The sequence below is a fragment of the Nocardioides psychrotolerans genome (assembly GCF_900113685.1).
GTDB lineage: Bacteria > Actinomycetota > Actinomycetes > Propionibacteriales > Nocardioidaceae > Nocardioides > Nocardioides psychrotolerans.
The window spans coordinates 40,351-52,423 of record NZ_FOQG01000023.1; the positions used below are offsets into that span (position 1 = coordinate 40,351).

The 12,073-nt window shown below is 70.4% G+C and carries 14 protein-coding genes and 1 pseudogene; 13 read left to right on the top strand and 2 right to left on the bottom strand.

Translation table 11 applies throughout. From position 1 onward, the window contains the following. Positions 1-60: 60 nt before the first annotated feature. From BM204_RS20005 to BM204_RS20065, 13 genes are all read left to right on the top strand, one after another. Positions 61-423: a flagellar FlbD family protein gene (locus BM204_RS20005; RefSeq protein WP_091117123.1), complete on the top strand. Its 363-nt coding sequence runs from the start codon at positions 61-63 to the stop codon at positions 421-423. After that, positions 423-1,190, top strand: a complete 768-nt coding sequence (locus BM204_RS20010) for a motility protein A (protein ID WP_091117126.1) — start codon at positions 423-425, stop codon at positions 1,188-1,190. Before BM204_RS20005 ends, BM204_RS20010 begins: the two co-directional genes overlap by 1 nt. Before the next feature lies 1 nt (position 1,191). Next, complete coding sequence (locus BM204_RS20015; protein WP_091117128.1) at positions 1,192-2,079, top strand: OmpA/MotB family protein; 888 nt, start codon at positions 1,192-1,194, stop codon at positions 2,077-2,079. Next, positions 2,076-2,525: a flagellar basal body-associated FliL family protein gene (locus BM204_RS20020; protein WP_091117130.1), complete on the top strand. Its 450-nt coding sequence runs from the start codon at positions 2,076-2,078 to the stop codon at positions 2,523-2,525. The genes BM204_RS20015 and BM204_RS20020 overlap by 4 nt, the downstream gene beginning before the upstream one ends. Before the next feature lie 117 nt (positions 2,526-2,642). Continuing rightward, on the top strand, positions 2,643-3,605 hold the full coding sequence (locus BM204_RS20025) for a flagellar motor switch protein FliM (RefSeq protein ID WP_246166567.1): 963 nt from the start codon (positions 2,643-2,645) through the stop codon (positions 3,603-3,605). Continuing rightward, positions 3,602-4,435, top strand: a complete 834-nt coding sequence (gene fliN / locus BM204_RS20030; protein WP_091117135.1) for a flagellar motor switch protein FliN — start codon at positions 3,602-3,604, stop codon at positions 4,433-4,435. Before BM204_RS20025 ends, fliN begins: the two co-directional genes overlap by 4 nt. A 3-nt stretch (positions 4,436-4,438) precedes the next feature. Next, entirely contained in the window at positions 4,439-4,987 is a 549-nt protein-coding gene (locus tag BM204_RS20035) for a flagellar biosynthetic protein FliO (protein ID WP_091117136.1), read from the top strand. Next, positions 4,984-5,916: a flagellar type III secretion system pore protein FliP gene (fliP, locus tag BM204_RS20040; RefSeq protein ID WP_246166564.1), complete on the top strand. Its 933-nt coding sequence runs from the start codon at positions 4,984-4,986 to the stop codon at positions 5,914-5,916. Before BM204_RS20035 ends, fliP begins: the two co-directional genes overlap by 4 nt. A gap of 6 nt (positions 5,917-5,922) precedes the next feature. Next, a complete protein-coding gene (gene fliQ / locus BM204_RS20045; protein ID WP_091117138.1) occupies positions 5,923-6,192 on the top strand; it encodes a flagellar biosynthesis protein FliQ in 270 nt (89 codons plus the stop codon). Next, positions 6,192-6,959 carry a flagellar biosynthetic protein FliR gene (locus BM204_RS20050; RefSeq protein WP_091117139.1) on the top strand — a complete coding sequence of 256 codons (768 nt, stop codon included), beginning with the start codon at positions 6,192-6,194 and terminating at the stop codon, positions 6,957-6,959. Before fliQ ends, BM204_RS20050 begins: the two co-directional genes overlap by 1 nt. Before the next feature lie 13 nt (positions 6,960-6,972). Next, positions 6,973-8,121, top strand: coding sequence for an EscU/YscU/HrcU family type III secretion system export apparatus switch protein (locus tag BM204_RS20055; RefSeq protein WP_091117141.1), 1,149 nt, complete (start codon positions 6,973-6,975; stop codon positions 8,119-8,121). 76 nt (positions 8,122-8,197) lie between these two features. Further along, entirely contained in the window at positions 8,198-10,249 is a 2,052-nt protein-coding gene (gene flhA, locus BM204_RS20060; protein ID WP_091117142.1) for a flagellar biosynthesis protein FlhA, read from the top strand. Then, positions 10,246-10,542, top strand: a complete 297-nt coding sequence (locus BM204_RS20065; protein WP_143099850.1) for a hypothetical protein — start codon at positions 10,246-10,248, stop codon at positions 10,540-10,542. Before flhA ends, BM204_RS20065 begins: the two co-directional genes overlap by 4 nt. Before the next feature lie 380 nt (positions 10,543-10,922). Here BM204_RS20065 and BM204_RS22380 read toward each other — a convergent pair whose 3' ends face one another. Beyond that, a complete protein-coding gene (locus BM204_RS22380) occupies positions 10,923-11,483 on the bottom strand; it encodes an AAA family ATPase (RefSeq protein WP_143099851.1) in 561 nt (186 codons plus the stop codon). A gap of 235 nt (positions 11,484-11,718) precedes the next feature. Beyond that, positions 11,719-12,069 (bottom strand): annotated as a pseudogene (locus tag BM204_RS23585) (HNH endonuclease); the annotation flags it as partial. Positions 12,070-12,073: the final 4 nt, after the last annotated feature.

Consider the following 12,073-nt stretch of genomic DNA (forward strand, 5'->3'; position numbering starts at 1 on the left):
GAGACCTCTGACCGCCACGGATGGCCGTCGAACACCCGCACTAAGGATGGTGCTCCCCCCATGATCTTGCTGACCCGTCTCTCCGGCTCCGCGTTCGCGCTCAACTCCGAGCTGATCGAACGCGTCGACAGCACGCCCGACACGGTGATCACCCTCATCGACGGCTCCAAGTACGTCGTCGCGGAGGGCCTCCACGCCGTCATCAACGCGATCCGTCACCACCGTGCCGAGGTCATCGCCCTCAGCGCCCACGTGCAGGTCGGCGAGGTGGACGTCTGGCCGGACGACGACCGGGTGTCTCCCGAGGCGGCCCGCACCCGCCAGGACGTCCCTCCCCCTGCGGACAGCGTGCCCCGGCTCGCGTCCGTCACCCCCCACCCCTCCTTGCACGTGCACGAGAACCGGTCGGAGGGGAAGTTCTGATGGACCTCGCGACCCCCATCGGCATCGGCGTCGGCTTCGGCGTCGTCTTCGCCTCCCAGATCATGGAGGGCGGCAACCCAATGAGCCTCATGCTCCCGGCGCCGCTGCTCCTCGTCTTCGGCACCACCATGCTCGTGACGCTCGCCGGCGGCACGATGCAGGACGCCAAGAACTCGATGGCCGCCCTCAAGCGCGCGTTCACCGGCAACATCACGCCGGCCTCGGACGTGGTCCCAGCCGTGGTCCAGCTCGCTGAGCGGGCTCGCCGCGAGGGGCTGCTGGCCCTGGAGGACTCGCTCAAGGACATCGACGACGAGTTCCTCGTCAAGGGCGTGACGCTGGCCATCGACGGCACCGACCCCGACGAGGTCCGCGAGATCCTCGAGTCGGAGATGATCGCCAAGAAGCGCTCCGACAAGCAGTCCGCCAAGTTCTTCGCCGACGCCGGCGCCTACGCCCCGACCATCGGCATCATCGGGACGGTCATGGGCCTGGTGCACGTCCTGGAGAACCTCGCGAAGCCCGAGGAGCTAGGACATCTGATCGCTGCGGCCTTCATCGCCACCCTGTGGGGCGTCATGTCCGCCAACGTCATCTGGCTGCCGCTGGGCAGTCGCCTCAAGCGGCTCAGCGAGCTCGAGGCCGCCCGCATGGAGATCGTCATCGAGGGCGTCGCCGCGATCCAGGCCGGCTCCAACCCGAGAGTCATCGCGCAGAAGCTCACCTCGCTGCTGCCCGTGGGTCAGACGGTCCCCGAGGCGGCCTGAGATGTCGACAAGGCGACGCCGGCACGAGGAGCCGGAGGAGCACGAGAACCACGAGCGCTGGCTGGTGACCTACGCCGACATGGTGACCCTGCTGATGGTGCTCTTCATCGTGCTGTTCGCCATGAGCCAGGTCGACCAGAGGAAGTTCAACGCACTCAAGGACGGACTCGCGGCCGGCTTCGGCCAGTCGACCTCCGTGCTGGACGGCTCGTCCTCCATCCTGGACCAGGCCGGGACGACCTCGATGGCACCGGTGGCACCCGCGCTCAACTTTCAGGAGCTGAGCGAGGTCGAGCTCGCGTCGACCTCCAACGGGGTGGCCGAGGCGATGCAGGACGCCGTACGCCGGCGCCAGGACGCCGAAGCCGAGGTGACCCGGTTCGAGGAGCTCCAGGAGCAGGTGCTGAGAGCCCTGCGCAAGAAGGGGCTGGCCGACGACGTGCAGGTTTCCTACGACGAGCGCGGCCTGGTGCTGAGCCTGGTCTCGCGCCACGTCGTGTTCGAGGCGGACCTCGCCACGCTGAGCACCCGCGGCCGTGACGTCGTGGACACGCTGGCCGATGTCCTGGCCGGCGTCGACGAGCCGCTGCAGGTCGACGGTCACACCAACCAGGTGAAGGTGAGGCCGAAGTACTTCGCCACCGACTGGGACCTCTCGGCGGCCCGGGCCCTGACGGTGCTGCGTCGGCTGGACGAGGTGGGTGGCCTGCCCGGCAGTCGGCTGATGCTGGCCGCCTACGGCCACGAGAAGCCCCTGGTCGACCCAGACCTGCCGGGCTCGCAGGAGGTCAACAAGCGGGTCGACGTGGTCGTCCTCTCGTCGCTGCCGCCCGAGACCCGGGCGATGCTGGACGACGTGGCGGCCGCACGGGAAGGAGACGGCTCATGAGCACCAAGACGGCTCCGGCTCCGAGCGACACGGCTTCCGACGACGAGAAGGCGAAGGGGGGCGGGAAGAAGAAGATCCTGCTGATCGTGCTGGTGCTCGCCCTGCTGGGCGGCGCCGCGTGGTTCTTCCTGCTGCGACCCTCCGGCGAGGCCGAACCGGAAGCCGTGCCGGGTGAGGTCCTGGTCCTCGAGCCGGTGCAGATCAACCTCGCGGAGAGCCACTACCTGCGCATCGGCGTGGCCCTGCAGCTGATCGAGGGCGCCGAGGAGCTCGACGGCAGCAAGGCGCTGGACGCGGTCATCGAGATCTTCAGCGGGCGGAGCGCCGAGGAGCTGACCAAGCCGGCCGGACGCCACAAGCTCAAGAAGGAGCTCAGTCACGCGCTCGAGGAGAGCTACCACGGGGAGGTGATGGGGGTCTACTTCACCGAGTTCGTGACCCAGTAGTCGCCGATCGCCCGGATCCACCCCGGGGATCCACCCCGGGGGATCCACCCCGGGTCCACCGGGAGCCGTCACGGGCGTTTCGCTCAGGTGCACCAGCAGGGGGCCGATCCCCCTCACGTGAGCCTGCCGCCGTCGACCATCGCCCAGCCCCGCACGGGCACCGCGAGCGGTCGCGGGCGGCGTCGTACCCGGACAGCGGACCCCGTTGCCTACGACTTCCGGCGACCGATCCAGCTGTCCCGCGAGCACCAACGCATCCTCCAGCTGGGCTTCGACGGCTTCGCCCGCCAGGCCACGACCGTCTTCACCTCCGCCCTGCGCAGCGTGTGCGCGGTGTCGGTGGTCGGCATCGACCAGCGCAGCTATGCGGAGTACGTCGACTCGCTCGGCGCCGCGACCTACATGACCAAGTTCTCCGCGGACCCGATGCCCGGGGTCGGGGTGCTCGAGATCCCGCTGGACGCCACGATGTCCTGCGTCGACCACATGCTCGGCGGCCCCGGCTCGGGCGATCAGCCCCAGCGGCCCCTGACCGAGATCGAGAGCGGCGTCATCCGCGGCCTCATCGACCGGCTGCTCGCCGAGATGCGCTACTCGCTGTCGGGCATCGTCGGTCTCGAGCCGACCGTGGTCGGTGTGGAGTACAGCCCCCAGTTCGCGCAGGTGGCCGGTGCCGCGGACGTGATGGTCGTGATGCGACTCGAGCTGCGCATCGACGACCGGGCGCACCGGATGACCGTGTGCCTGCCGTTCAGCGGCCTGCTGCCGCACCTGACCGCCGCCGCCGCCCCGGCTCCCGTCTCCAACCGCGAGCGCGCCCAGCGCGCCCAGGCAGCAGCCCTGCTCCAGGAGCAGTTCCAGACCGTTCCCGTCGACGTCACCGTGCGCTTCCGTTCGACGAGCGTCGACCCTGCCGTCCTCACCGACCTCCGCCCCGGGGACGTCCTCCGCCTCGCCCACCCGGCCTCCGCACCCCTCGACGTCACCGTCGAGGACACTACGTTCGCCCATGCGACCGCCGGCGCCCAGGGCCCGCGCCTGGCCGCCCTGATCGTGAGCACCCCGAAGGAGACCTCATGACCACCTCCCCTCTCCCCTCCGACCCGAACGACCTGGCGATCGCTGCCGGCGAGGCTGCGGCCGAGGTCCTGCCCGCTGCGACCCCGCTCGTGGCCGGCGGCGCCCAGCCGGGCACCGAGCACGTGGTCTCCTCGTTCGCCGGCGCGGCCGTCGCCGCGGTCGCCGGTGGCCGGATCGCGGTCCTGGTGGGCGACGAGCTCGTCGCTGCGCTCGAGGCAAGCCCGCTCGGCGGGCTCGACCTCGCCGCTGCAGTGCAGCCGGCGCTCGACGCCGTTGCCGCCGTCCTCGGCGCCTCGGCGCAGGCCGCCACCCAGGTCGAGCTCACCCTGGTCGTCGCCGACCTCGGTGGTCCCTTCACCGTCGTGCCCCTGATCGGCAGCGGCATCGCTGCAGCACTCCTCCTGCCCGACGCCCTCCTGGCGCCCGGAGCGGCCGCGGGTGGGACCTCGGCGGGGGCCGCACCGGTGGCGTCCGGTGCGGCCACCGGCGAGGCGGCATCCGTGCGGGACCTCGGCGCCACGGCGCTCGGCGGGATCAGCGGCTCCGGCTCCGGCTCCGGCTCCGGCGTGATCCCACTGGTCCACCGCGGCATCGAGATGCTGCACGGCGTGGACATGGAGGTCACCGTCGAGCTCGGCCGCACCCGCATGGCCGTGCGCGACCTGCTCGCCCTCGCTCCGGGAGCGGTCCTCGAGCTCGACCGGGCCGCCGGGAGCCCCGCCGACCTGCTGGTCAACGGCCGGCTCATCGCCCGCGGCGAGGTCGTCGTCGTCGACGAGGACTTCGGCCTGCGCGTCACCGAGATCCTCGACGACCAGGCCGCGAGCTGACCTATGACCGAGCTCGTCGTCCGACTCGTCTTCTCCCTGGCCGTGGTGCTGGGGTTGCTCCTGCTCACCGCTCGCCTCGGGGCCCGGCGCTTCAAGGGCCGTGCCGGCTCACCGGTCCGCGTCCTGCACCGCCAGGCCCTCAGCCGCACCTCGTCGGTCACCGTCGTCACGATCGGGTCCCGGGTGCTGGTCCTCGGCACGACCGAGCAGCAGGTGCGCGTGCTCGCTGAGCTGGACCCTGACGAGCTCGAGGGCCTCGGCGACACCGACCGCCACAGCGAGGTCGAGATGGCCCCGATCGCGCACCTGGTGAGCGCACCCAGCGCCTCGGCCCCCGGCTTCGCGGCGCTCCTGCACGACCAGCTGGAGGACGCGCCTGCGGCCGCGACGCCTGCGCCCGCCGGTCGCCACGCGGCTCCCCGCAGCCGTGCACCCCGCCGCGCCGATCCTGCGGCCGTGTCCGTGCCCGCCCACGGCGCCCTCGCCGGCTCCGTGCTCTCGCCCCAGACCTGGCGCCAAGCACTCCAAGCCCTCTCGAGGAGAGCATCGTGAGTCGGCCGGGGGGCAGGACAGGACGAGCCCTGGGGAGGGTGCTCGTGCTGCTGGCCCTGGGAGTGACGATCTGGCTCGGCCTGAGCGCACCCGCCTCGGCGAGCGCCGCCCACGGCGCGACGAACGCGGCCTCCGGCGTACGCCTCCAGGAGACGCCGACCCCGTCCGATGCTCCCACCAACGGGCCCACCGACCGGCCGACCAACGGGCCCGGCGTGGACGGCCCGCAGGGGCCGACAGGTCCGACCGGCGCCCAGGGGGACCCGGGCTCGGTGACCGTGGACTTCGGCGGTCTCACCGACAAGCCGAGCACGTCGGTGGTGCTGCTGGTGGCACTGACGTTCCTGTCGCTGCTGCCCGCGATCCTGCTCACCTGCACCAGCTTCACCAAGATCCTGGTGGTGCTCGGGCTGACCCGCAACGCGCTCGGCCTCCAGCAGACCCCGCCCAACCAGGTGCTCGCCGGGCTGGCACTCTTCCTCAGTCTGTTCATCATGGGCCCGGTGCTCTCGGAGATGAACGACGTCGGCGTGCAGCCCTACCTCGACGGCGACAAGACCACGACGCAGGCCTTCGACGACGGCATCGTGCCGCTGCGCGAGTTCATGCTCGACCAGACCGGTGACGAGGAGCTGACGCTGCTCACCAACGTCGCCGACCGCGAGCTGCCCGACAACCGCGACGAGGTGGGCCTCTCGACCCTGGTGCCGGCGTTCGTGCTGAGCGAGCTCAAGCAGGCGTTCATCATCGGGTTCATCATCTTCATCCCGTTCCTGGTCATCGACATCGTCGTTTCCGGGGCGCTGATGGCACTCGGCATGATGATGATGCCGCCGGTGATGGTGTCGCTGCCGTTCAAGCTGTTGCTGTTCGTGCTGGTCGACGGCTGGGGACTCGTCATCAAGTCGCTCGTGGCGAGCTACGGGTAGCAGCCGATGACCGACACCGAGATCATCGAGATCGCCATGCAGACCATGATGGTCGCGCTCAAGCTCTCCGCCCCCGTCCTCGCGACCGCCCTGGTCATCGGGTTCACCGTCTCGCTCTTCCAGTCGATGACCCAGATCCAGGAGTTCACCCTCGCGTTCGTGCCCAAGCTGGTCGGCGTGGGCGTCGCCCTGCTGATCAGCGGCAACTGGATGCTGCACACGCTGATGACGTTCACGACGCAGCTCTACGAGCGCATCCCGGCGCTCCTCGGCTGATGACCCTCACCTTCGCCGGCGAGCCGCTGGTCGCCTTCCTGCTGGCGTCGGTGCGGGTGGTCGCCTGGCTCGCGGTCGTGCCCCCGTTCTCCTCGCGGGCGGTGCCGGCGATGGCGAAGGTCGTGCTGTCGTTGGGGCTCTGCTTCGCGGTCGCACCCGTGCTGGCCGAGTCCGAGATCCCGCTCGACGGCCCGAGCCTGCTCCTGACGGTGCTGACGCAGGCGCTGATCGGCATCTCGATGGGCTTCGTGACCTCGATGCTGCTGGGCGCGATCGCCGCCGCCGGCAGCCTGGTCGACGTCTTCGGGGGCTTCTCCCTCGCCCAGGGCTTCGACCCGCTCGGGATGAACATGAACTCCGTCTTCGGGACCTTCCACCAGATGCTGGCCACGATGCTGCTCTTCGCCAGCGGCGGGCACCTGCTGGTCATCGGCGGTCTGCTGCGCACCTTCGAGCTGCTGCCGATCGGCGAGACTCCGGAGGTCGACGGCTCGGCCAGCGTCCTGACGAAGGCGTTCCTGATGTTCTTCGTGACCGCGGTGCAGATCGCGCTACCGATGATCGCGGTGCTCTTCATCTCCGACCTGGGCCTGGCCCTGCTGACCAAGATCGCGCCGCAGCTCCAGGCGATCAACGTGATGTTCCCGGCCAAGATCGGGCTCACCCTGCTCCTGGTCGGGCTCTCCTTCCCGGTCCTGCCAGGCGTCATGCGCACGATGGTCGACATGGCGCTCCAGGCCATGGACGCCATGGCCGGCGGATCCTGAGGAGGTGGGATGAGTGAGCAGCGGTGACGAGAAGACCGAGAAGCCCACGGCCAAGAAGCGCAAGGAGTCCCGCAAGGAGGGGCAGGTCCCCCGCACCCAGGAGCTGGGGGCGTGGGCCGCGATGCTCCTGGCCGGGCTGGCGATGCCGGCGATGATGAGCCGCGAGTTCGACGCGATCAAGGGCCTGATGATCGACTCCCTGCGCACGATCGAGGACCCCACCGCCTCCGAGGCGCTCCAGCTCCTCGGGCAGGGGTCCGCCCACGCGTTCAAGGCCCTGGTCCTGCTGGGAGCTGCCGTCATGGTCGTCGGGGTCAGCTCCGCGCTCGCGCAAGGTGGTTTCTTCCTGGCCACCAAGACCGTCCAGCCCAAGTGGTCCAAGCTCGACCCGATCAAGGGCGCCAAGCGCATCTTCGGCATCCAGGCGCTCTGGGAGGGCGCCAAGATGCTGCTCAAGTGCGCTCTCGTCGCCGTGCTCGTCAAGGGCGCCATCACCTCGATGATGCCGCTGATCGGCGGCATGGTGCCGATCGACTTCATGCTCCGCCAGACCGGTGCCGAGGCGCTGTCGCTGATCCGCAACGTCGCGGTCGCGGGGCTGGTCATGGCCGGCGCCGACTACGCGATGAACCGGCGCCGGATCGGCAAGCAGACCCGCATGACCAAGGAGGAGGTCAAGCAGGAGCACAAGCAGCAGGAGGGCGACCCGATGCTCAAGGGCGCGATCCGCTCGCGCCAGCTGGCGATGGCCCGCAGCCGGATGATGGCCGACGTGCTCTCCGCCGACGTGGTGCTGGTCAACCCCACCCACGTCGCCGTGGCCCTGCGCTACGACGCCGAGGCTGGCGCGCCCACCGTCGTGGCCCGCGGGGCCGGGACGATCGCGGCCCGGATCCGCGAGCTGGCCGGCGAGCACGACGTGCCCCTGGTGCAGGACGTTCCCCTCGCCCGCGCGCTCTACTCCTCCACCCAGGTCGGCCAGGAGATCCCCGCAGAGCTCTTCTCTGCCGTCGCCCAGGTCCTCGCCTTCGTGATCAGCCGCCGCAACACCGGCCGCGTCGGCGGCACCCACCGCAGCCCGCGCCACGAGACCGACCTCGAGCCGGTGCCCGTCGCGGGTCGCCGCCGGATCCCCTCAGGTCCCGTGCTCGCCACCCGATAGGCACTGCGACGCCAGGACGGTGTCGCGCTGCGCCAGGGACGGCGGGATCCGCAGCCGACCCTGAAAGGCGCACCCGATGCCCCTCAAGCGACTGACCCAGCTCGGGGTGCCGGTCGGCATCGTGATGATCGTGGTCATGCTGGTGATCCCGCTGCCGGCCGTCATCCTCGACCTGCTGATCGCCGTCAACATCACTGGCGCGCTGCTGATCCTCCTCACCGCGATGTACGTGACGAGGCCCCTGGACTTCGCGGCGTTCCCCGCCGTGCTCCTGGTGATGACGCTCTTCCGCCTCGCGCTCAACGTCAGCGCCACCCGCCTGGTGCTGCTCGACGGCTACGCCGGCAAGGTGATCGACACCTTCGGCCACTTCGTGGTCGGTGGCTCGTTGATCGTCGGGCTGATCATCTTCGTGATCCTGCTGATCATCCAGTTCGTCGTCATCACCAACGGCGCCGGCCGCGTGGCCGAGGTCGGCGCCCGCTTCACCCTCGACGCGATGCCCGGCAAGCAGATGGCCATCGACGCCGACCTCAACTCGGGACTGATCGACGAGGACGAGGCACGACGGCGCCGCTCCGAGGTGCACGCCGAGGCCGACTTCTACGGCTCGATGGACGGCGCGTCCAAGTTCGTCAAGGGCGACGCGATCGCCGCCATCATCATCACGATGGTCAACCTGATCGGCGGCTTCGCCATCGGGATGACCCAGAAGGGGATGAGCCCGGGCGACGCCGTCTCGACCTACAGCCTGCTCACGGTGGGCGACGGCCTGGTCTCCCAGATCCCGGCCCTGCTGCTCTCGGTCGCGACCGGGCTGATCGTCACCCGTGGCGTCGGCGACCAGGACATGGGCTCCGACATCATCCGGCAGGTCACCGCACGGCAGCTGCCGCTGCGGATCGCCGGCATCGCCGCGCTCGCGCTCTGCCTGATCCCGGGCCTGCCCAAGATCCCGTTCATCCTCACCGGCGGTGTGCTGCTGCTGATCTCCACCCGCGTCGAGCAGGACTCCGACGACGCCACGGTGACCACCCACGCGCTGGAGGCGGCCGGCCCGTCCAACGACTCCCCCGAGCACCTCGCCGCCGAGATCCGGGTGGACCCCCTCGGTCTGGAGCTGTCGGCCGACATCATCGACCTCGTCGACGCCGGCGCCGGCGGTGACCTGCTGGAGCGGGTCAAGGCACTACGCCGCAAGATCGCCACCGAGATCGGCATCGTGATCCCGCCGGTGCGCACCCGCGACAACCTCGAGCTGCCGATGAACACCTACGTCGTCAAGGTCTTCGGCATCGAGGTCGCCCGCGGCGAGGCACCGCCAGGCACAGTCCTGGCCATCGGCGACCACCTCGGCTCCCTGCCCGGTACGCCGACCCGCGAGCCCGTCTTCGGCCTCGACGCCACCTGGATCGCCGCCGACCTGCGCGGCCAGGCCGAGCTCAGCGGCGCGACCGTCGTCGACCGGTCGGCGGTGATCACGACGCACCTCGCAGAGATCGTGACCGTCCACGCGTCGCGGCTGCTGGGACGCGAGGACGTGCGGCTGCTGACCGACGTCGTCAAGCGCACCCACCCCGTGGTCGTCGACGAGCTGACGCCAGCCCTGCTGAGCCTCGGCGAGGTGCAGCAGGTGCTCCAGGCGCTCCTCGACGAGGGGGTCTCGGTGCGCGACCTGGTCCGGATCTATGAGGCACTCTCGCTACGCGCCCCCTACGGCAAGGACCTCGACAGCCTCGTCCACGCCGTGCGCGCCGCACTCGGTCCGGCGATCGTCGCTCCCCACATCGTCGACGGCGCCCTGCACGTCATCTCCTTCGAGCCGCAGCTCGAGCAGCGCATCCTCGAGTCGCTGCGGCCCACCGAGAGCGGCATGACCGTGGTGCTCGACCCGGCCACCGCCCAGGCCGTGCTCGGCTCGCTGTCGCAGCTGCTGGTCGACGCGGAGAACCGCAACATCCGTCCGGTGCTCGTGTGCGCCCCGCAGGTCCGGGCGGCCGTGCACCGGATGGTCACCTTGGCGGTCGACCGGCTCCCCGTCCTGTCCTACTCCGAGCTCAACGGCAACGCGCAGATCCGGTCGGTCGGCATCGTGACCGGTGAGCGCATGATGGAAGTGACCGCATGAGACTGCTCTCCCTGCCCGTTCTGGTCGCGGCAGGTGTGCTGGCCTCACCGGCCCTGTGGCATACCGCCATGACCGGGACCGTGCCCTTCGACGTCGCCGTCATCCGCTACCTGGCGGCCGTGGTCGTCACCTGGGCCGCCCTGTCGATGGTCGGCTCGCTGGTGACCTGGGGGCCGGCAGAGGCACCGGCGCCCGGGTCCGACGTACGAGCTGGTGGCGGGCAGCCACCTGGTTCGGACATGGGACGACCCGCAGGCGTGGCCTCCGGAGAGACCGCTCCGGCGGACGTGTAGCCGGATCACCTGCGGGTCGGGTAGCTGCTAGGAATTCGCCAGCAGCAGGTCGGGCATTCCGGCCCGACATGGTGCATGGCTGCTAGCGGGCAGCCACCTCACGCGTCCTCAAAGAAATCATTCTTTGGACCACCTCCTTTTCCCGTGTGCCACAACGGTAGGTCGGCGGGGCTCGCGGTTCAAGAGGTTTTTCACCGGGGCCGGTCACGAGTAGCGTCAGCGCAAGATTCGGCATCACGACAACGCCGGGGTCGAGCTGGTGGCTGGTCGCCGACCGGGGTGCGACGGCTCGGCTTCATGACGACGTCGCGGCCGCTGTCGTTGCCTTCGCTGTACCTCCGCCGGCTCCTACGCTCGCTGCCCAGCCCAGGTCCTGCGGTTCAGCCCAGGGACTCGAGAAGCGAGCGGTAGGTCTCAGCCACCTCGCCGTCGGCGCTGGCGATCACGACCGCGGCGGGGCGCTGCGGCAGGAGGCGTTCGAGCGCCTCGTGGGACCGGGTCAGCGCCTCGTCCCCGCCGTTCGTTGCCACGATCACCCGGATCTGGTCGTGCCACGGGTCGTGCGCCTCCGCCCCTGGATCCGCCCCGCGGCGGTGGAACCGCGCCACGGAGGCCGCAGGCGTGTCCATGAGGAAGCGTTCGACGAACTGCGCGCCGACGGCGGTGGCGCTCGCCTCGAACCGCGCCAGCTCGGTGGGGTTGGTCAACATCTGGGGGAGCACCACGTCGTGGCCGCGGGCGAGGTAGGCCTCGATCATGGCCAGCGCCGCGGGCCGGATGAGCGCACCGGCCTCGCCGAAGTCGCTCTCCCAGCCACCGACGAGGGTCCGGAGAACGTCGATGTCGCAGTTCAGGACGCCTGAGTGGTCGGCCACGTAGAGCCTGGCCAGCGTGGACTTCCCGATGCCGGGCGGGCCGTTGAGGTGGAGGAGGCGGCTCACGACGAGCGACTCTACGACGAGACCGCGCGCCTACGCGCAGGCCTGATGAACCTCCGGCGATGAGGTCGTGGAGGAGCTGCTCGCGGGGTGTGCCGATGTCGATGTGGCCGGGTGGTGCTGGGGCGCGGGATTGGTAGGTGTGCCCGGTTGGGGTGGTGGTGGCGACGGTGTGGCGCCTGGTGCGTCCGGTGCCGGGCAGGGTCCTGGCGCGCCAGCCGAGGGCTTGTTTGGCGAGGTTGCACCTGGTGCAGAGGCCCTGGGTGTTGGTCACGGTGGTGGGGCCGCCCTCAGCCCAGTCGGTGATGTGGTCGGTCTGGGCGAGCGGGGCACCGCACCAGGGGGTGCGGCACAGGTCCATGTCGCGACGGGCGATGAACCTCGCGAGTCCTTTCGGTGCGAGGCGGGCCTGGGAGTCCATCGCGACCAGGCACCCGGTGCCGGGGGTGGTGTAGAGCCGACGGACCCAGAGCTGGGCACCGTCCAGGGCGTCGTGGGTCAAGGCCCTGGCCCAGGAGGCGGGGACGGGGCCGTAGCCGGGCAGGTGGGCTGCTTCGTGGGAGGTGTCGAAGAGGGTGCGGTCGGTCATCACG

Excerpts from the sequence above, each read along its gene's own strand:
- BM204_RS20005 (WP_091117123.1), top strand. The coding sequence starts at position 61 with ATGATCTTGCTGACCCGTCTCTCCGGCTCCGCGTTCGCGCTCAACTCC.
- BM204_RS20010 (WP_091117126.1), top strand. The coding sequence starts at position 423 with ATGGACCTCGCGACCCCCATCGGCATCGGCGTCGGCTTCGGCGTCGTC.
- BM204_RS20015 (WP_091117128.1), top strand. The coding sequence starts at position 1,192 with ATGTCGACAAGGCGACGCCGGCACGAGGAGCCGGAGGAGCACGAGAAC.
- BM204_RS20020 (WP_091117130.1), top strand. The coding sequence starts at position 2,076 with ATGAGCACCAAGACGGCTCCGGCTCCGAGCGACACGGCTTCCGACGAC.
- fliN (WP_091117135.1), top strand. The coding sequence starts at position 3,602 with ATGACCACCTCCCCTCTCCCCTCCGACCCGAACGACCTGGCGATCGCT.
- BM204_RS20035 (WP_091117136.1), top strand. The coding sequence starts at position 4,439 with ATGACCGAGCTCGTCGTCCGACTCGTCTTCTCCCTGGCCGTGGTGCTG.
- fliQ (WP_091117138.1), top strand. The coding sequence starts at position 5,923 with ATGACCGACACCGAGATCATCGAGATCGCCATGCAGACCATGATGGTC.
- BM204_RS20050 (WP_091117139.1), top strand. The coding sequence starts at position 6,192 with ATGACCCTCACCTTCGCCGGCGAGCCGCTGGTCGCCTTCCTGCTGGCG.
- flhA (WP_091117142.1), top strand. The coding sequence starts at position 8,198 with ATGCCCCTCAAGCGACTGACCCAGCTCGGGGTGCCGGTCGGCATCGTG.
- BM204_RS20065 (WP_143099850.1), top strand. The coding sequence starts at position 10,246 with ATGAGACTGCTCTCCCTGCCCGTTCTGGTCGCGGCAGGTGTGCTGGCC.